Origin of the sequence: Cupriavidus sp. CuC1 (genome assembly GCF_044627735.1) — a bacterium.
Classification (GTDB): Bacteria; Pseudomonadota; Gammaproteobacteria; order Burkholderiales; family Burkholderiaceae; genus Cupriavidus; species Cupriavidus ulmosensis.
The window spans coordinates 11408-31070 of record NZ_JBIUHC010000120.1 but is presented as its reverse complement, the minus strand read 5'-3'; the positions used below and the strand labels follow the sequence as shown (position 1 = coordinate 31070).

Genomic DNA, 19663 nt, shown 5'->3' with positions numbered 1-19663 from the left:
ATCCTTCAAGCTCTTCTTGTTGTTGCAGAGGCTTGAAAGTTAACACAAATTCGAATTTGTTAACAGTATTGCGCCTAGGCGGACATGCGATGCTTAACGCGCTGTCGACGATGTTGTTTGCGCTGAGCATGCGTTTAGCGAGCGAATCGGACCAACCACCTACTGGTCTTCTGGGCTTGGCAGGGCATCCGCGGTTAGCGCCAGCGATTTCCGCGATCTTCAACGAGCCTGCGTTTCCGTGGACGGTGCCCGAGCTCGCGCAGCGCTGCAACATGTCGCGCGCGACGTTCATGCGGCAGTTCCAGCAAAGTTTCGGACGCACCGCCCATGACTTACTACTCGCCGTTCGAATGAGTTTGGCGGCAAACGCTCTAAAGAATCCCATTACGAAGACGGAGGCGGTTGCAGAAGCCGTCGGATATCAATCTGTCGCCGCATTCCGGCGAGCATTTACAGAGCTGCTGGGCATGACTCCCGCCCAGTGGCGGCGAACTATCGGGACTCAGTCGCATTCGGATGAGCGGGCAGAAGATGACGGTCTTCCTGTAGACGAGTCGATTGCAGCCGGGGACGAGCCAACGGAGTAGGTGAGCGGGACGTTCCCTCGCGGCGCCGGAAGAAGCAATCCGGCGCTGCGCAGTGACTGTGTCGCCGACACCGAAGCGGGCGAGCTTGCACTGACGGCCCTAGACCTGCGACCTTCCGACCGACGCTCCGCCGTCGACGAAAAGCGTCTGACCTGTGATGAACGCAGCGTCTTCTGACAACAGGAACTCGATGGCTGCCGCGATCTCATCGGGTTTGCCGAAGCGATTCATCGGCACACTAGAAAGAAATCGCTTCTCCCCAACACTTCCCGGCGGGCTGTTCTTCCGGAACAACTCCGTTTCCGTTGGCCCTGGGGCAACGGTGTTAACAGTAATCCCTGTGGTTGCGAGTTCTAGTGCCCAAGACCTCGAGAAGCTTATTAGGGCCGCTTTTGCTGCGGCGTATGCTGTCCGTTCGAACGCGCCCAAGACCGTCAGACTCGAAATGTTGACGACACGCCCCCAGCCTGTCTCACGCATGCCCGGCAAAAGAGCCTGCATGGCCTGAACCGCTGGATGGAGGTTGGCGCCAAGGACGGCGTCGAGGTCTTCTATTTGCACCTCGCCGATTCGCTGTGGTTTGACCAGTCCCACGTTGTTCACAAGCCCGTCGAATTTGAAAGTACCTCTAAGCTCGCTGAGCGCAGCCTCGGTCTGTTGCAAGTCCGACAAGTCGACGGAAACCAAGTTGCCGGGAAACGATGCATCCGAGCTCCGAGCCAGGCCAACTACCTGGTGGCCTCGGCGAGCAAGACGATCGGCCAAAGAGCGGCCGATCCCTTTGCTGGCGCCTGTGATTAGGAAAGTACGTGTCTTCATGGGAGTCCTTCTTCAACTTGGAACTGGCCCACGAATCTTCCGCGCACGTGCTTCGGTCAACAAGACCGGCGGACTGAATAACAGTCATTCCCCAGTGGAATATCGACCCCTTTGTATGTGGCGCCCGCGATACAGAGATTAAGGCACGGCGAATATAGTCGCGACACCCCCGCCTTGCTACAGTGTAAAGCGGTACAGCCTTGCGCAAGTATCTTGGATGGAGTGACGTCATGGACGCCTCAACAGAAAACGTCCGTTCTGGGGACGATAGGAGAAACCAGAGATTTCCGGTCCTGACGCCGACGCAGATCGACCGGATGCATCGGTACGGCACTGTGCGCAGATTTCCCGCGGGGCAGGTCCTTTTTCACCAGGGCGATAGGAATATATCCACGTATGTCGTCGTGACCGGTTCCCTTGAAGTTGAGCGTTGCAACGCCCTCGAATCACGCAGTTTGGGGACACGCGGCCCGGGCATGTTCACCGGAGATATCGGCTCTCTAGTTGGGCGCGGAGCCGTAGCTACCGTTCGTGTAGAAACAGATTCGGAACTGCTGGTAATAGAGCCGGAGGGTATGCGCGAGCTTGTGATCTCAGAGGCCGACCTTAGCGAAATCATCATGCGGGCGTTCATTCTTCGTCGGGTATCGTTCATCGAAGATGAGGCGTCTGGGGGCGTGATCGTCATCGCCTCGCGGCATTCCGCAGGCGCGTTGCGGCTCAGAGAGTTTCTCTCTCGCAACAGCTATCCAGCGCTGTACCTGGACGCCGACAAGCAAGTCGAGGCGCGAACGCTAATGGAGCGGTTCCGTATCACGCCAGAAGATTTGCCGGCGGTCGTCACCCCGAAGGCCGAGGTCATGTGCCACCCGACAAACCGAGCCCTTGCTGACGCGATCGGGATGAGCCCGGAGTCTCTAAGCGGCAGACGCTTTGATCTCGCGGTCGTCGGAGCCGGGCCCGCAGGTCTCGCGGCAGCAGTTTATGGGGCCTCTGAGGGACTTCAGTCAGTTGTATTTGATTCCACCGCTCCGGGGGGACAAGCGGGAACAAGTTCGAAGATCGAGAATTACTTTGGCTTTCCAACGGGCATCTCGGGGCGCGCTCTTGCGGGTCGGGGGCTGGCGCAATCAAGAAAGTTCGGCGTGGAAGTCGCGGTGCCGGTGGCAGTGACTGCGCTCCGACAGGGCGGGAGCGAGTTTGTCCTCGAAGTCGACAATGGAGAACGTGTGACGGCACGTGCAGTGGTAATCGCAACGGGCGCACACTACAGGAAGCCGGAACTAATCAACCTCGCAGACTACGAAGGCAGGGGCGTCTATTACAACGCCTCATTTATGGAGGCTACCTATTGCGCGGGCGAGGAAGTCATTGTTGTCGGAGGAGGGAATTCCGCAGGCCAGGCCGCTGTCTTTCTCTCCGAGCACGCACGGCATGTGCATATCCTGGTTCGTTCTGCGGGACTCGCGGCGAGTATGTCTCACTATTTGATTCAGCGCATCAATGCCGCGCCAAATATCACTCTTCATGTTGAAACCGAGATCCGCGAGTTGATCGGTCAAGGGAAGCTGGAAGCGGTCCAGTGTCGGCACGGCAACGACCAACTTCGCACCTACGAAATAGGCCACGTTTTCCTTTTTCTCGGGGCTGAGCCGTGTACTGAATGGCTTGACGGCTGTGTCGCCCTTGATGACAAGCTTTTTGTCCTTACCGGGGCGCAAGTACCACAGGTGCGTTGGGCGCACGAGCGCTCACCGCTGCCAATGGAAACCAGTCTGCCCGGTGTGTTTGCTGTTGGCGACGTAAGAAGCGGCTCCGTCAAGCGGGTCGCCGCCGCCGTAGGGGAAGGCGCCGCGGCGGTCCAGTCCTTGCATCAGCTCTTCGCTGGTTGACTCTTCGCGCGCTGTACGGCGTGGTTTTAGCGCCGCTATGCGCTGAGCCCATTCCAGGTGGGCATGACTTATATGCCCACGACCCGGCTTCTGCATTCACCGCGGTTCCGTTACTGTCACCCCACAAAGCAGCATCCGTCGGCAAAACTTCCTGTTGTAGGACTCCAGGTGGCCGGGTCGTGCTGTAACGCGGACAACGAACAGGAAAGCAAATGGACATCGCGAACAAACGCGTGCTGATCACCGGCGGCTCTAGTGGTATCGGATTGGCTCTCGCAAGGGCGTTGGGGAAGTTGGGCGCGCGCGTACTGCTTGCCGCGCGCCAGGAAGAAGGCCTGCGCACGGCAAAGTCCCTCCTGGCCGGTGAGGGTGTGGATGTGGCGGCCGTCGCTGCAGACGTCACGCGGACCAGAGGGCGTGCAGTCATGCTGGAGGTGGCGCGACTCAAACTGGGTGGTATTGATCGGCTTGCGCGGCAAACCTCGCCCTTCAGAGGGTGTCGCAAAGGCGTCCACCGCAGTCCTTGGAATCGTGGAAGCGGTGCGCCGAGTTTGCCCTCATGGAATAACTGACATGAACAAGTAGGCGGCAAAGATCACGAGGTGAACCACGCCTTGCAGGATGGTAGAACGGCCCATGCCGAGGGTCAGCGTCAGCACGATCAGCGTCAGAAATAGCAATACCATATCCTTGCCACCGAGCCCCAGTGCAAGCGGCTGGCCGGTCCAGATGAAGACAGCGGCGACCGTCGGAATCGTCAGGCCGATACTGGCTAGTGCTGAGCCCAGTGCCAGGTTCAGGCTTGTCTGGATGCGATCGCCGCGCGCCGCGCGCAATGCCGCCAGGCATTCGGGCAGCAGCACGAGCGCGGCAATCACGATACCAACCACGGCCGCCGGAGCGCCTGCGGAAAGTATGGCGTTCTCCACCGAAGGTGACAGCAACTTGGCGAGCCCCACAACTACCACCAGACAGACAATCAGCAGCACGCCACTTGCCAGCGCCACGCGCGCAGGCGGCGGCGGGAGGTGGTCGTTTTCATCCGAGCTTCCTTCCACCAGGAAGTAGTCGCGGTGGCGTACCGTCTGCACGAAGACGAAGCATCCGTACAGCACCAGCGACATCACGCCTGAAAAGCCCAGTTGCGCGGGCGTCAGCATCGGCCCTGGCGTGGAGCTCGTGTAGCTCGGCAACACCATTGTCAGCACCAGCAGCGCGGCCAGCACGGCCATGGCCGCGTTGGCGCCCGGCGCCTGGAAGGCCTGTTCGCGATGATGCAGGCCGCCTACGAACAGGCACAGCCCGACGATGCCGTTGCAGATGATCATCACGGCCGCAAACACGGTGTCGCGCGCAAGGCCGGCATTTTCCGGGCCGGACGAGAGCATGACCGAGACGATCAGCGCCACTTCGATGACCGTGATGGCAAGGGCCAACACCAACGTACCGAACGGCTCGCCGACCTTGTGGGCAACGACTTCGGCGTGATGAACGCTCGCAAAGACCGAGCCGGCTAGTGCGATGCCCATCAGCGCGATCAGCCAGCCTTGGCCGGACAGCAATGCGCCGGCAGCCAGCGTGACCAATGCGACACACGGCGCAACGATCGTCCATGCAGGCAATTTGCTGGATGTAAGCATCATCTCTGCATTCTCCTTCCGTTGTTGCTATTGATGCGGATGTCCGCACGGGGCCAACGGAGACCATCTGCGGTTGCAGTGCACAACAAGCATACCTTGTGGCAATGCCCTTCCCGTTACACAAAGGTGTTGGTAAGCGGGGCTTGACTGCCTAAAATCCCCTGTGGGCATTGGCTTGCAGGGAATTTTATTTGGCGAAGAATTTTTCGCAAGAAGACAATGTGGAACCACGAATGCTCGAGGAGACGGAAATGACCGTGCGTAAATTGTCTGCTGTTGGTTTAGCTGCGATGGCGCTCGCTTTTACCGGTGCGAGCGCGCAGCAGATGCAGGAATCGAAAGGCCAACAAGGACCAGAATCAACCCAGATTCCGAAAATGCCGTCGACCGCCGCTGAAGCTAAGGCCCTGATTGCCGAGCGTTTCAAGGCGGCGGACGTCGACCATGACGGGAAACTGACCCGCGAAGAAGCCAAGGCGGGTATGCCGGAGGTGTACAAGCGCTTTGACAAGATCGATGCCAGGAAGCGGGGTTACGTAACAGAACGTCAAATCGGTGCGTACTGGCAGGCGAAGACTAAGGAACAGATGCAGAAGGAGAATCCCATCTGGAACTGACCTGTTGCCCCGCTGGGATAACGGCCGAAACCGCTTCGGCATTCATGGGCGGGATTCAAGGGAGCAGATTGCTTCAGGCTGGACCGTAAACGCCGGGCCGATAGTGGACCAAAGTTCAGCCGCGCCCCCCTTTGCTGCCTGGCCGTGTGTCAGTCCGTCCTGGATTTGTGGCTACCGCCTTTCCTCGTCGGCGACACGATCGACATGACCTTCGGACAATACCTGCGGCGAGTGTGCCTCGGCGGGATTATTTCGATTCTGGTCATCGATCGCGAGCTTCTTTTTAGGGCCTCCCTGATTGCGATCAGGATCGTTGGATCTTGCGGCTGTGACTTGCCCTCTTGACCTTGGGTGCCACCGGTGGCGGCGGCAGGTCCCGCGGCGCTGCAAGGAGTTCGGCCTGCCCCGGCAGGCGCTCGGAATTGGCGCCAGACTGCGCACGGTCAAGCTGCGCGACCTGGTGCTTCAAGCTCTCGATCTGCTCCCACAGTGCGCGCGCCAGCCGGTTCTGCTCCAGCGCGATGGCGCGTACCGCGTCGGGATCGGCAGGAAGATCGGAGGGGGTCAGGACGCTAAGCACGCCGCCATAGTCCCCGGCTGCCGCAGCGCTTCCCTGGCCATATGCCGCATTTGCGCCTGAATCTTGGGGTGCCACCGCATTACCCCTTGTGCTCCGCCACTTCGAAACGCTACACCCGAAACGGCCCCCAAACCAGCGGGAAAATGCGCTCAATGATGAAAATCCCACCAGCGTCGCGACTTCCGACAGCGGCCGATCGTCGCTATCGATATACCGCTTCACCAAGTCCTCCCGCACACCGTCGACAATCGACAGATAGCTTTCGCCGTGATGCGCGAGGCGACTATATACGGTCCTGCGATCGACCCCCAGATGCTGCGCGACGCGACCCACGGAGCAGGTGCCCGATGGAAGCAGCGTGATGATGAGCTTCCTTACCTTGTCGGACATCGTCGCATTGGACTGAGCCAGCATCGCATCCAGGTACCGGCGCACCTGCAGCGCCATGACCGGATCGTAGGCCGGGATCGCGACTTCAAGATCGGACACCTGGCACACGAGACCATCAAAATCCTGCTTGAACAGAACCGGGGCCCCAAACACCCGCGCGTACATGGCGAGGCTGGCGGGAGCAGCATGTGTGAAGCAGATGGTACGAGGCCTCCACGTGGCGCCAAGAAGCGTGCTCAGCGTCCTGTGCACGACGCCCAGCACCAATTGCATCGCCTGCCGCATGGAGCCGGCGTAGCCGCCAAGCATGTCCTCCCGGATGATGACAATGCCCTCCGTTTCCTCGATGCGCATGTGGAGCGCTTCGTTCTGCAGCCGCAGATAGTGCGACGCCGAGTCGAGCGCCTTGCGAAGCGTGGGCTGCTCCTGCATCACAAAACCCAGCGGCCCAAGGTTGGAGAGTTGGCGGGTCTCCGCCATGCGCAGGCCAAGATCCTGGATGCCCGCGGCCTCGGCCGACGTCTCCAGCAGGCGCCCCACCGCCTCGGCTGGAATCATGGTGTCCGGGGCCAATAACGCAGACCGGTCAATTCCGGCATCACGCAAGTGCCGATAAGGATCAATACCAAAGGCTCGCGCCACCTTGACGTAGTCGGTCAGGGCGGCACTGCGAACTAAGTAGGCCATAAGGTTTTCCCGGACTACCCAATATGTAAACTCAAACTCCCGGAATGTCAAATTGGCAATCCTCCCGTATCCGATACTTGCCTCCAGATACACGAGGCGCGCATAGGCGGCGCGCAATTCGAGACAGCCAAGGAGACGAGTAATGAGCGATAAGACGAGCGGCACCGCTACCCCGGTCTGCGATCAACTGCGCGCGACCGGTCACTGGAATCCGGCCTGGGATCCCATTGCGGAACTGGATCCCGCCTGGACAGAGAAATTCATGGCAATGGGCGCGCACACGGTGATGTCGGGCGTGCTGGAGCCGAAGGTGCTCGAATTCATCGCCATCGCGGTGGACGCGTCCTGCACCCATATGTATGCACCGGGCACGCGCCGTCACATCCGCAAGGCCCTCGACCTGGGCGCCACCAGGGCAGAGATTGCTGCCGTGCTGCAGGCGGTAAGTGTGCTTGGCATCCATACCAGCAGCCTGGGTGCACCGATTCTTCTGGAGGAACTGGCAGCCATCGAGCAGGCCAGGACGACCAGCACCCGGGCTGCCGCCTGAGTACCAATCCCCAATCTCCAATCCCTAATCCCTTCACCCACGAACTTCATCGAGGACGACAAGCCATGCATTTCCTAGACGACTCCCTGCTGCCCGAAAACCAGGAAAAACTCGTGATTCAGGTTGCGCCCTATGGGCCGCAATGGATTCCCAGCGACTCGGACGATATTCCGGTCACGATGGACGAGCAGATCCAGAAGGCGGTCGACTGCTACAACGCCGGCGCTACGGTGCTCCACGTGCATGTGCGCGAGGCTGACGGCAAGGGCAGCAAGCGCCTGTCCAATTTCAATGAGATGCTCGCCCGCCTGCGTGAAGCTGTGCCCAAGATGGTGCTGCAGGTCGGTGGCTCGATTTCCTTCGCGCCCGAGAACGAGGGCCAGGCGGCCAAGTGGATGAATGACGACACGCGTCACATGTTGGCTGAACTGGATCCCCGTCCAGACCAGGTGACGGTCGCGATCAACACCAGCCAGATGAATGTGATGGAGTTGATGACCGAGGCCGACATCGCCGGCACCTCGCTCACCAGCCCGGCGCTCCAGGCAGCCTACCGCGACATGATCGTGCCGTCCAATCCGTCGTGGCACGTCGAGCACATCAAGCGCCTGGTGGCCAACGGCATCCAGCCGCAATTCATGTTCGGCAACCTGCCGCAACTGGAGACGGTCGAGCGCCTGATCCGCAAGGGCGTTTACACCGGACCGCTGAATTTGAACTATGTGGCAATCGGCGGCGGCGCAGCCGGCCTGCACCCGGCCGACATGATCGAGTTCGCCCGACGCACGCCAGATGGTGCCGTGCTAACGCTGGAAACCCTGAATCGCAACGTGGTGCCAATGAACACCATGGCCATCGCGTTGGGCCTGCATGTGCGCGTCGGCATCGAGGACACGCTATTCGGCCCGGACGGCAAACGCGCGACCTCAGTGCAGCAGATCGAGAAGATGGTGCGCATTGCGCGTGAGCTCAACCGCGACATCGCCACCGGCGAGGATGCGCGTCGCATCTACCAGATCGGCACCCACTGGAAATCCACCGAGGAGACGCTGAAAGCCTTGGGCATGGTGCCCAACCGTGCGCCGGCGCAACGCGGCGTCCCTGTGCGCAAGGTAGCGTAAGCCGGGAAGTTCCGGACGGACTGCGGCAGCGTACCGTATTCCGTCCGGCCCGCGACAAATGATCCTGCGGTCTGGAGACATCTGATGTTCTGGAAAAAAAGCCCCTCTGCCGTTCTGGCAGCGTTGTTGACGATCCACCTGCTTGCCCACATCGATCGCAACATGCTGCTGGGATTCTCGCCGCAAATCATCAAGGATCTGGCGATCAACAATGCGCAATATGGATTCCTGGTCGGCGCGGTCTGGGTGCTGAGCTTCGGCGTCATGGCGATGTTGATGGGTATGCTCGCGGATCGCTTCAGCCGAACGCGGATCATCGCGGCCGGCGTGCTGATCTGGAGCGCATGCACCTGGGCTTCTGGCCATGCACAGACCTTCGAGCAAATGGCAATCGCGCGCTTCTTTGTCGCCAGCGGCGAGGCGGCTCTGGTGCCGGCCGCGGTGGGCTTGCTGGCCGAGCTGTTCTCCGAGAAGCGGCGCGGCACGGCGATGGGCTTGTTCTTCATGGGCATCCCCCTGGGCATCGGCTGCAGCTTCTTGCTGGCCGGCACCATTGGTGCCGGGCACGGCTGGCGCACGACCTTCTATGCCTTGGGCGTGATCGGCGTCGCCATCGCCGTACCGCTGGCGTTGCTGAAGGAAGATCGCGGCCAGCTCGCGCCGCAGGAACAGGGCGCGCCCGCCCTGCAACAAGGGCTCGCAGTACTTCGACTGATCAGGGGGCATCGTGCGCTTCGCTTCACCATTGTTGGCTTCGTGCTGACGCACATCGCTTTCGCCAGCCTCTCTTTTACGCAACTGTGGATGGTGAATGAGCGCGGCGTGGATGCCGCCGGCATCGCCACTCGCATCGGCGTGCTGCAACTGCTGTTCGGCACGCTCGGATCGGTGGTGGGTGGCGTCCTCAGCGACCGCATGGCGCGCATGCTACCTGGCGGACATGCCACGTTCATGACACTGCTCGTCGCCATCTGCGCACCGTTCATCATCGCCTATCGTTTCGCCCATGCCGGCTCTGCACTGTTCTACATCGGCATGTGCGTGGGCTTCTTCCTGCCGCTGGCACTTTACGGGCCGGCAAATGCGGCTATCACGAACATGGCGCCGCAGAAAATGCGCTCGACGATCTCCGGCTTCACGATGCTGTGCATCAACGTCTTCGCGATCGCCATTGGCACCGTGGCCGTGGGCGCAGCGACAGACTATCTCATCGCAAATGGCACCACTGTGCCTCTGACACGCGTACTGCTGACCACGGATGTGCTGGCTATCGCTTCGGCAATGTTCTTCGCGCTGGCCGCGCGCGCCTCGTGCAAGCCGCCGGCCATCGACATGCAACCCCTGCAAACGACAAGGTAAGGAATCATGACGCAGAATCAAAGGAAAAATCTGGAGGGACGAGTCGCCCTGGTCACTGGCGCCGGTCGCGGCGTGGGTGGCGCTATTGCGATCGACCTCGCCATGGCGGGTGCGCACGTCGTGATCTGTGACATCGATATGCGCGCTCTCGAGCAAACGCGCGTGGCGGTGGAAGCGGCCGGCGCACAGTGCCTGGCGCTGCGCTGCGACGTGTCTTCGAGCAATGAAGTCGACAACATGTTCGCCGCTACCGTCGAACGCTTCGGCACGTTGCACATCCTGGTCAATAACGCTGCGCTCGTGCCGAACCGGCCGATCGACACCGAGCGCCGCAACAAGCACTACGCCTATATCACCTCCCCGGTGCCGCGTCAGTCGCTGGGCTTTACCAGCCAGATGAGCGACGAAGATTGGCATCGTTACTGGGACGTCAATGTGCACGGCTTGTTCTATTGCACTCGCGGAGCGCTCAGGCTGATGGAACCCCAGCGCGACGGCAAGATCATCAACATCGCATCGATTGCCGCTATCTCGGCGATGAGCGTGCACAGCCCGAACTACTGCGCGTCCAAAGGCGCGGTAGTCGCCTTCACCAAGTCGGTTGCTGCCGAAGTAGCCGGCGCCAATGTCTTTGTCAATGCCATGGCTCCAGGTGGTGTGGCAACTCCAGAATTTACGGGATATTTCGAGACCGCGGGTGAGGAAAAGCGCAACCAGTTCTGGCAGGTCGTCCCGGCTGGACGCCTGGGCACGATGCAGGAATACGCATCGACCGTAACCTACCTGGCCGGCGATCATTACCTGGTAGGCCAAGTGATCAGCCCCAACGGGGGAGTCGTGATCTAACCACGCACACGGCATGCTGCAGCTGGAACGCGCACAACCGAGCGAAGGCGCGCGCCTCGATTCCTTCATTGGATGTGCTCACCGGGTCTCTCTCAGACCGCGCCGCTATCGCTGCCTTTGCACATTTACATGCTGCCTGCCAGCGTCTACGATGCATTTACGCATTGTGCAGCAGATAGCTGCCGGCTCGGCGGAAGCTCGACGTCCGGCCAGCATCAGGTTCCAATCACAGATTTGCTTCGGATCGTCGTCCGACCCGGATTCGTACTCCGATGCGTTTGATGTGCCGGGGCGCTTTACCGTCACCCGGAGAGAGCAAGCCAGCACTTGCGAAGTGCCACCCGGAGGACTTTCGCCTCGGTCAGAGCATCGATTGCAACGGCGGGGGCACGTGCCGCGGGAAGGGCAGGTGATGGTTCGCTGCAACGTGATGCTTGCGCCCCGCAACTTGGGCTTCCCGACGCAGGCTATGGAGGAGCAGCGCCGATGAGTATCATCGGGCGTGCCACTGGTTTGCTCGTGGCGTCCATCACCCTCACCGCGCGCTACCTATTCCCGGGCCTGCTCAGAGACGCGGAGGCTGTGCTACGCAAACGCTTCGCCGTGTGGCGCGCTGCCACGCGGGGCACGGCAATGCGCCATGCGACACCACGCCAGACACCGATCGGCAACGAGACCCCCAGTGTCCATGGCGGCAAGGCCGTCCAGTGGTTCGAGCGGCTGCGCCAGCCGCCTCGCGCACCCTCCCTGGATGTCGACGGCAAGCGCCTGAGCCAGACCGAAGGCGAGTTCTGCAGCGCATTGGAATTCCTGCCTATAGCGATCCTTGTGCTGAATCATGATGGCAATGTCTCGCTGGCAAACGAGGAGGTGGGCAAGCTTTTTGGCTATCGTCGCGAAGAGTTGCCGGGAATGGCCGCCTGCATGCTGATTCCGCGCTTTCCAATCAAGGACCATGATGTGTCGCATGGTGACGCGAACATGGTCGATCTCGGGTATGAAACCGGGAGGGGCGCCAGACGGGAACTCAAACTATGCGCGCGCCGCAAGGACGGTACAGAGTTCATCGCCGAGATCCGGTTCAATCGTCTTGGCTTCAGGAATGCCTATGCGGTGCTCGCCGTCGTCGATTCGAGCCAGCGACAGGAGCAACATCGCAAGCAGCAGGAGCTTGTGCACCTGACCCGCATATCCACCCTGGGGGAACTCACGGCATCGCTCGCGCACGAATTGAACCAGCCGCTCACGGCGATCCTGAGCAACGTGCAGGCCGCGCAGCGGTTCATGGCCGCGGATCCGATCGATCTCAACGAGGTGCGCGAGATACTGAAGGATATCGTTCAGGACGACAAGCGGGCGAGCGAAGTGATTCGCCGCATTCGTGCACTGGTCAAGAAGAGCGAGCTCGAGATCGTGCCGCTGGAACTTGGCAGCGTCGTGCGTGACGCGGTGCAGCTACTGCATAGCGATGCCATCGTGCGCGGCATCGACGTGGCACTGCGCGTTGAAGCCGGCCTGCCGATGGTGCCCGGCGACCGGGTCCAGTTGCAACAGGTGTTGCTCAATCTGCTACTGAATGCGTTCGACGCGATGGAGAACTGCCTGTTGCATGATCGCAAGGTCGCCATCTGCGTAGAGAAGGACAGCCCTGGCATGGTGCGCGTGAATGTGCGTGACAACGGATGCGGACTGAGTGACGACAAGTTCGGCGAGATATTCAAGGCTTTCGTGACTTCGAAGAAAGACGGCCTTGGCCTCGGGCTCTCGATCAGCAGATCGATCGTCGAGATGCATGGGGGGCGTATCTGGGCCGAGAACAATGCCGGGCAGGGGGCGACGTTCTCCTTCATCTTGCCGACGTTGGTCAGGCCCGTGGCAAGCCATGCTGGCGAAGCGCCATGAGCGGCCCCTGTCCTGTCATCTATCTGGTGGACGACGACGATTCGGTGCGGCGCGCGCTCACGCGCTTGATCCAGTCCGCAGGGTACCAGGTACAGGCATACGATTCCGCACGCGCATTTCTTCAACGTGATGGCGCCACGGACCAGCACGCCTGCCTGGTGCTGGACATGCGACTGCCCGATCTCAGCGGGCTCGAGCTGCAGCGCGAGCTTAATGCGGCGAGTCCGGCGCTTCCGATCATCTTTATCAGTGGGTATGGCGATATCCCGATGACCGTGAGCGCGCTGAGGGCCGGCGCATCCGACTTCCTGCCAAAGCCAGTGGAGGGCCGTGACCTGCTGCGCGCGATCGCACAGGCGCTTGACCGCGCGATCGAGGCAAGGGAGAGCCGGCAGGAGGTCGAGTCCATCCGCAGTCGCCTGGGGCGGCTCACGCCCCGGGAGCGGGACGTCATGGCGCTGGTTGTGACAGGTTTGCTGAACAAGCAGATTGCCTGCGAGCTTGGCACCGTCGAGAAGACCGTCAAGGTGCACCGGGCGCGAGTGATGGAAAAGATGGAAGCACATTCACTCGCCGAACTAGTCCGGATCGCCGACAAGGCCCGCCTGACCGGTTCTGACCTCAATGCCCCGCGGCGCTGAGGCACGGCAGGCCGCCCGCTTGGACCAAGGTCCAATAGCCGCATTTCCCAGGCTCCCTTACTCTTCAGTTGGTAGGGCATTCCTTCGGGAGAATCGCTATCAGCGGGATCATGCACAATGAGCAAAGTCAAGCCATTCGTCGCCATCGTGGATGACGATGAATCGGTGGGCCGGGCCATCAAACGACTCTTGCGCTCCATCGGCATGCAGGCCGACGCGTTTGCTAGTGGTGAGGCGTTCCTTGAACACGTTTCCTCACTGCCCTCGTATCGCCCGGACTGCGTGATTCTCGATATCCAGATGCCGGGCCTGAACGGGCTCGAAGTGCAGCAGCGCCTGGCGGGCAGCGGCATGCCGGTGATCTTCATCACCGCGTACGACGACATTGCCGTGCGCGAACAGGCGCTGGCGGCTGGCGCTGCGGCTTACCTGCGCAAGCCCTTCAACGACGAACTCTTCGTCATGACCGTACGCAGCGCCCTTGGCTTGGGTCCGCCGCCCTGACCGGGGAGAGGCGATGGGACCGCTATGGGACCAAAGGCCAATTGCCTTAAGCGCAAGCCAAAGCCAATATTGAATTCACGGCAAGCGGATTCGAGACAGGCTTGCAGTTCACTCATGCGTTGGTACTCGACAAAAGGAGCGCGCATCATGATCAAGTACGTCCGTAGCATGCTATTCATCCCCATCTTGCTCGTCGCGGCAGCATGCTCGACCTCCGACAACACCATGTCCGGGTCCGCATCCAGCACGAGCGCCGCGTCGTCAAGCGAGAACAGCAAGCTGGACAAGGACGCGCGCGCGGCGCTACAGCAACTGCTTTCGACCAACCCGAAGGCCACTGAAATCAACGAGAAGGCTGTTGCCATCCTGGTCTTCCCGGACATCTTCAAGGCGGGCCTCATCGTGGGTGCGCAAGGCGGAAACGGCGTGTTGCTCAGCCGCGATGGGAAGACGCTCGGCTATTACAACGCCACCGCGCTTTCCTATGGTCTGCAGGCCGGTGCGCAGTCGTTCGGGGAATCGCTGTTCTTCATGAGCGAATCGGCGCTGGCCTACCTGTACAAGAGTGACGGATGGTCGGTAGGTGTCGGTCCGAGCGTTGTCGTCATGGATGCGGGTACGGCCAAATCGATGACCACGACGACGCTGCAATCCGACATCTATGCGTTCATCTTTGACCAAAAAGGCTTGATGGCCGGGTTGGGCTTGCAAGGCCAGAAAATTACGAGGCTGAATCGCTAAGACATCGATGATGTTCGACAGGCTTGCGCATCAGGCGTGAGGGTAGTCTCTGCCCGGTCTTGCCGTGGGCGCGATTTGCCCGGGTGCCAGCCGGCGAGACCCTCCGTCGCGGATCGGAGCGTGGCGGCGGTCGCTTGGCATGTACTGCCAGGAATGGACGTCCGGCCGCCGGCATGGCTCCCGTTCCGCCCGCCTGACGTAAGGCAGGGCAGGCCGACGCCTGCATGCCGATGTGGCTTCGAACAGCGGTCCCGCGGAGACTCCCATGGTGAATCCATCGTTCCAGACCAGGACGGGTTCCTCGCTTGGTGGGCATGGGCAGGCATGCCTTGCCGGTGCCCGGTGGGCGCTTGCTGCCGCGGTGGTTGTCACGCTCGCCGGATGCGGCAAGCCGGCCGGCCTGCCGCCGCGGGAGCCGCCGGAAGTCACCGTGATGACGGTGAGCGCGCACGATACGCCGATTTCGTTCGAGTTTGTCGCGCAGACCCAGAGCTCGCGCGAGGTCGAGATTCGGGCGCGGGTGGAGGGGTTTCTCGAGAAACGGCTCTACAACGAAGGCCAGCTGGTGCGGGCTGGCCAGACCATGTTCCAGATGGATCGCAAGCCATTCGAAGCCGCCCTCCAGACCGCAAAGGGGCAGCTCGCGCAACAGCAGGCGCGGCTGACCGTGACCAGGGCCAACCTGGCGCGGGTCAAGCCGCTGGCCGAGCAACACGCAGTCAGCCTGAAGGACCTCGACGATGCGATCGGTAGCGAGCGCGAGGCGCAGGCCGCGGTGATCGCGGCGCAAGGGCAGGTCCAGACTGCGCAACTCAACCTGAGTTACACCACCATCGCCACCCCCCTCAGCGGCGTGTCAAGCTATGCGCGCAAGCAGGACGGCAGCTACGTCACGCCAGGAGAGTCCGGCCTGCTGACCTACGTGTCCCAGCTTGACCCGATGTGGGTCAACTTCAGCATTTCCGAGAACGAGGTACTGCGCTACCGCGATCAGATCGCCAAGGGACTGCTGCAGTTTCCCGCGAGCAACGATTTCGAGGTGGAGATCATTCTCGCCGACGGTTCGATATTGCCGACCCGGGGCCACATCAACTTTGCCGACCCGTCTTACAGCAAGGAAACCGGCACCTTTCTGGTGCGCTCGGTGCTGCCTAACGGGCAAGGAACGCTGCGTCCCGGGCAGTTCGTGCGGGCACGGGTGCTAGGGGCGAGCAAGCCCAATGCGATCCTGGTGCCGCAGCGCGCGGTGCTGCAGGGTGCCAAGAGCCATTTCGTCTGGGTGATCGACGCGGATGGCAAGCAGGCCAGGCAGCGGGTGGTGGATGTAGGCGAATGGCACGGTGCCGACTGGTTCATCGAGCAAGGCTTGCGCGCCGGCGAGCGCATTGTGGTAGACGGCGCGATCCGTGTCGCCGCTGGCGCGCCACTCAAGATCACCGGGGCACCTGCGGCCTCAACCGGCGGTAGCACGGAGCCAGCCCGGAAGGCAGCGGGCGCGGTGCCGGCCGAGAATCAGGTGGCGGGGTCTGCCAAGCCAGACCCGGCCCGGAAGCCGTAACCGGCCAAGTCCCATGAACATTTCCCACTTCTGCATCGAGCGGCCAATCTTTGCATCCGTCATCTCGATCGTCATCACCCTGGCGGGCGCCGTGGCGATGCTCGCCCTGCCGATCGCGCAGTACCCTGACGTTACGCCGCCGCAGATTACCGTGGCGGCAAATTATCCGGGCGCGAATGCCGATGTCGTGGCGGACAATGTGGCAGCGCCGATCGAGCAGCAGGTCAATGGCTCCGACAACATGATCTACATGAACTCGTCGAGCTCCTCGACCGGGAGCTATTCGCTGAGCGTGTTCTACGAGATCGGAACCAATCCCGAGCTTGCGCAGGTGGACGTGCAGAACAGGGTGAATCTCGCGTTGCCACAATTGCCGCAGTCGGTGCAGGCCCAGGGCATCAGTGTGCAGAAGAAGTCGTCGGCATTCATGATGGTCATAGCGATCTACTCGTCCACCAATCGCTACGAGCCCACCTACATCGCCAACTACGCAAATATCTATGTGCTCGACGCGCTGAAGCGCATCCCGGGCGCCAACCAGACCAGCGTGTTCGGCACTCCCGACTACGCGATGAGGATCTGGCTCAAGCCGGACCGCATGGCGCAGCTGAAGGTGACGGCCTCGGATGTACAGCGGGCGGTCGCCAACCAGAACCAGCAGTTCGCGGTGGGCCGTATCGGCCAGTCGCCGACTGGCACGCCGGTCGAGCAATCGTTCGCCGTCACGACTTCGGGAAGGCTGACCGAGCCGCAAGAGTTCGAGAACATCATCATACGTGCCGCCAGTGGCGGTGCCGCGATCGTCCGGCTCAGGGACGTGGGCAGGGCCGAGCTGGGGCAAAAAGACTACTCGATCCGCAGCAGTTACCAGGGCAAGCCCGCTACGCTGCTGGCGGTATGGCAGCAGCCTGGCGCCAATGCGCTGGATGTCTCCAAGCAGGTGACCGAGACGCTGGGCCGGATGAAGAGCTCCTTTCCCGAAGGCATCGAATACAAGGTCGTCATGGACACGACCGAGTTTACCCGTGCATCGATCAAGGACGTGGTGAAAACCTTCGTCGAAGCGCTGGTGCTGGTCGTGGCGGTCGTGTACATCTTCCTGCAGAGCCTGCGGGCCACCTTGATTCCGGTGCTCGCGGTCCCGGTGTCGATCGTCGGCACGTTCAGCGGCATGAGCGTGCTGGGGTTCTCGATCAATATGCTGACGATGTTCGGCATGATACTGGCGATCGGCATCGTGGTCGATGACGCGATCGTGGTGATCGAAAACGTCGAGCGCAACATGGTGGTGCATCACCTGAGCCCGAAAGAGGCCGCCAAGCGCGCGATGGACGAAGTGGCGGGGCCTGTGGTGGCCATCGTGCTGGTGATGAGCGCGGTCTTTGTTCCGGTGGCGTTCCTGGGCGGCATCACCGGGCAGCTCTACAAGCAGTTTGCAATCACCATCGCAATATCCGTGGCGATCTCCGGCGTGGTTGCGCTGACGCTCTCTCCGGCGCTGGCGGGCGTGGTGCTGAAAGGGGGGCATCATAAGAAGGGGCGCTTCTTCACATGGTTCGACGATAAGTTTGCGCGGATGACGGCCCGCTACTCGCGCGCGGTTGCGCTGGTGATCAAGCGCTCCGGCATCGCCTTGCTGCTGTTTGCGGGCATGACCGCGATCGCTGTCATGCTGATGAAGTCGACCCCGACCGGGTTCCTGCCGCCGGAGGACCAGGGCTATCTGCTCGGCGTGGTGATGATGCCGGACGCGGCGAGTCTTGATCGCACCGGCAACGTATCCAGGCGCGCGGCCGAGTATTTCATGAAGCAGGAGGCCGTGAGCGGTATCGCCGTGGTCGATGGCTACAGCCTTCTCGACAGCCAGAACAAGAATAATGCGGCAGCCTTCTTCGTCGGCCTGAAGTCTTTCGACGAGCGCTACAAATCCGCGAATATTCGCAGCCAGAACGCCAGGGCAGTCATCGTTGGGGCATACCAGGCGCTGTCGAAGGTACCCGAGGGCGTGATCCTGCCGGTGAACCCGCCGTCAATTCCGGGGCTCGGCACCACGGGCGGGATGGAGATGTGGATACAGAGCAAGGGCGATGCGAACAACAGCCAGCTCGCGGCGGTGGTCAGGGATTTTATCGCCAAGGCGAATCAACGCCCCGAGATTGCCAGTGCCACCGCCACCTTCAACGCGTCGTCGCAGCAATTGCTGGTCGACGTGGATCGCGACAAGGCGGAAACGCTGGGCGTTCCGGTCGAGGATGTCTATAGCGCGATGCAGACGAATTTCGGTTCGCTCTATGTGTCGCAGTTCAACAAGCTGAGCCGTCTGTGGCAGGTGATCCTGCAGGCGGAGCCGAGCTACCGCTTGACGCCGGAAGATCTGGCCCAGATTTTCGTGCGCAGCAGGACTGGCGACATGGTGCCGCTCAAGGCTGTCGTGACATCCAGGTATGTGACCGGGCCGGATCTGGTGACGCGCTTCAACAACTTCCCGGCAGTCAAGATCACCGCCAACCCGGCGCCCGGCCGCAGTTCCGGTGAGGCGATCGCGGCGCTCCAGGAAGTCGCCTCGCAAGTGATGTCGTCCGATTTCGGCGTGGCGTGGAGCGGTGAGGCGTTCGAGGAGCAGCAGTCCGGCAGCACGTCAGCCCTGGTATTCGGCTTCGGCCTGGTGATGGTGTTCCTGATCCTAGCTGCCCAATACGAGAAATGGAGCCTGCCGTTCGGGGTGCTGCTGGCGGTACCCTTCGCGCTGTTCGGCGCATTGGTGGCGATTTTGCTGCGTGGGCTGACCAACGATATCTATTTCCAGATCGGGTTGACCATGCTGGTGGCACTGGCGGCGAAGAACGCGATCCTGATCTTCGAGTTCGCCGTGTTGAACAGGGAAGGGGGCATGTCCGTGTACGACGCGGCAATGGCGGCAGCCAGCGAGCGCCTGCGCCCGATCATCATGACATCGCTTGCCTTCATCCTGGGCTGCGTGCCGCTGGCGATCGCACTGGGCGCCTCCCAGAACAGCCGGCACTCCCTCGGCACCGGTGTGATCGGCGGCATGCTCGGTGCCACGGTGATCGCGGTCTTCTTCATTCCGATGTTCTATCACTTCATCGAGTCGATGACGGATAGGCGCGGCAGCAAAAAGGCGGGCAGCGGCGGTTCGGTTGGCGCACCGGAGGTGACCGGTGAGACAGTGGCAACCGGCCCGCTGGCTGGCGGCCATGAGGATCGCTGA

The 19663-nt window shown here is 61.5% G+C and carries 17 protein-coding genes; 14 read left to right on the top strand and 3 right to left on the bottom strand.

The window, feature by feature from the left end; genetic code table 11:
• Nucleotides 1-587 (top strand): helix-turn-helix domain-containing protein (locus ACGLHR_RS36875; protein ID WP_400100187.1); only part of this gene is annotated, 587 nt, incomplete at its 5' end.
• Between the two features lie 99 nt (nucleotides 588-686).
• On the opposite strand, the gene ACGLHR_RS36870 is transcribed toward ACGLHR_RS36875, so the two are convergent.
• A complete protein-coding gene (locus ACGLHR_RS36870) occupies nucleotides 687-1406 on the bottom strand; it encodes an SDR family oxidoreductase (RefSeq protein WP_400100185.1) in 720 nt (239 codons plus the stop codon).
• Between the two features lie 230 nt (nucleotides 1407-1636).
• Here ACGLHR_RS36870 and ACGLHR_RS36865 point away from each other — a divergent pair, with 230 nt between their 5' ends.
• Nucleotides 1637-3298, top strand: a complete 1662-nt coding sequence (locus ACGLHR_RS36865) for an FAD-dependent oxidoreductase (protein ID WP_400100183.1) — start codon at nucleotides 1637-1639, stop codon at nucleotides 3296-3298.
• Between the two features lie 212 nt (nucleotides 3299-3510).
• On the top strand, nucleotides 3511-3870 hold the full coding sequence (locus ACGLHR_RS36860) for an SDR family NAD(P)-dependent oxidoreductase (RefSeq protein WP_400100182.1): 360 nt from the start codon (nucleotides 3511-3513) through the stop codon (nucleotides 3868-3870).
• On the opposite strand, the gene ACGLHR_RS36855 is transcribed toward ACGLHR_RS36860, so the two are convergent.
• Complete coding sequence (locus tag ACGLHR_RS36855; protein WP_400100180.1) at nucleotides 3856-4941, bottom strand: calcium:proton antiporter; 1086 nt, start codon at nucleotides 4939-4941, stop codon at nucleotides 3856-3858. The genes ACGLHR_RS36860 and ACGLHR_RS36855 overlap by 15 nt on opposite strands.
• Nucleotides 4942-5189: 248 nt before the next feature.
• Here ACGLHR_RS36855 and ACGLHR_RS36850 point away from each other — a divergent pair, with 248 nt between their 5' ends.
• Nucleotides 5190-5555, top strand: coding sequence for an EF-hand domain-containing protein (locus ACGLHR_RS36850; RefSeq protein WP_400100178.1), 366 nt, complete (start codon nucleotides 5190-5192; stop codon nucleotides 5553-5555).
• Nucleotides 5556-5859: 304 nt separating this feature from the next.
• Here the strand turns inward: ACGLHR_RS36850 and ACGLHR_RS36845 are convergent, their stop codons facing one another.
• The gene (locus tag ACGLHR_RS36845; protein ID WP_400100177.1) at nucleotides 5860-7212 is read right to left on the bottom strand and encodes an AraC family transcriptional regulator; all 1353 of its coding nucleotides are present in this window, start codon (nucleotides 7210-7212) and stop codon (nucleotides 5860-5862) included.
• A gap of 142 nt (nucleotides 7213-7354) precedes the next feature.
• Here ACGLHR_RS36845 and ACGLHR_RS36840 point away from each other — a divergent pair, with 142 nt between their 5' ends.
• The 10 genes from ACGLHR_RS36840 (at nucleotide 7355) to ACGLHR_RS36795 (ending at nucleotide 19663) form a co-directional block, all read left to right on the top strand.
• Entirely contained in the window at nucleotides 7355-7762 is a 408-nt protein-coding gene (locus tag ACGLHR_RS36840) for a carboxymuconolactone decarboxylase family protein (RefSeq protein ID WP_318234205.1), read from the top strand.
• Between the two features lie 65 nt (nucleotides 7763-7827).
• On the top strand, nucleotides 7828-8883 hold the full coding sequence (locus ACGLHR_RS36835) for a 3-keto-5-aminohexanoate cleavage protein (RefSeq protein ID WP_400100176.1): 1056 nt from the start codon (nucleotides 7828-7830) through the stop codon (nucleotides 8881-8883).
• A gap of 84 nt (nucleotides 8884-8967) precedes the next feature.
• Nucleotides 8968-10242 carry an MFS transporter gene (locus ACGLHR_RS36830; RefSeq protein WP_400100175.1) on the top strand — a complete coding sequence of 425 codons (1275 nt, stop codon included), beginning with the start codon at nucleotides 8968-8970 and terminating at the stop codon, nucleotides 10240-10242.
• Nucleotides 10243-10248: 6 nt separating this feature from the next.
• Nucleotides 10249-11088, top strand: a complete 840-nt coding sequence (locus ACGLHR_RS36825) for an SDR family NAD(P)-dependent oxidoreductase (protein ID WP_400100174.1) — start codon at nucleotides 10249-10251, stop codon at nucleotides 11086-11088.
• A gap of 486 nt (nucleotides 11089-11574) precedes the next feature.
• Nucleotides 11575-12990 carry an ATP-binding protein gene (locus ACGLHR_RS36820; protein ID WP_400100172.1) on the top strand — a complete coding sequence of 472 codons (1416 nt, stop codon included), beginning with the start codon at nucleotides 11575-11577 and terminating at the stop codon, nucleotides 12988-12990.
• The gene (locus ACGLHR_RS36815) at nucleotides 12987-13631 is read left to right on the top strand and encodes a response regulator transcription factor (protein WP_400100170.1); all 645 of its coding nucleotides are present in this window, start codon (nucleotides 12987-12989) and stop codon (nucleotides 13629-13631) included. The genes ACGLHR_RS36820 and ACGLHR_RS36815 overlap by 4 nt, the downstream gene beginning before the upstream one ends.
• A 117-nt stretch (nucleotides 13632-13748) precedes the next feature.
• On the top strand, nucleotides 13749-14135 hold the full coding sequence (locus ACGLHR_RS36810) for a response regulator transcription factor (RefSeq protein WP_400100168.1): 387 nt from the start codon (nucleotides 13749-13751) through the stop codon (nucleotides 14133-14135).
• Nucleotides 14136-14282: 147 nt separating this feature from the next.
• Entirely contained in the window at nucleotides 14283-14876 is a 594-nt protein-coding gene (locus ACGLHR_RS36805; RefSeq protein ID WP_400100166.1) for a YSC84-related protein, read from the top strand.
• 265 nt (nucleotides 14877-15141) lie between these two features.
• Nucleotides 15142-16434 carry an efflux RND transporter periplasmic adaptor subunit gene (locus ACGLHR_RS36800; RefSeq protein ID WP_400100164.1) on the top strand — a complete coding sequence of 431 codons (1293 nt, stop codon included), beginning with the start codon at nucleotides 15142-15144 and terminating at the stop codon, nucleotides 16432-16434.
• 13 nt (nucleotides 16435-16447) lie between these two features.
• Nucleotides 16448-19663, top strand: coding sequence for an efflux RND transporter permease subunit (locus ACGLHR_RS36795; RefSeq protein ID WP_400100163.1), 3216 nt, complete (start codon nucleotides 16448-16450; stop codon nucleotides 19661-19663).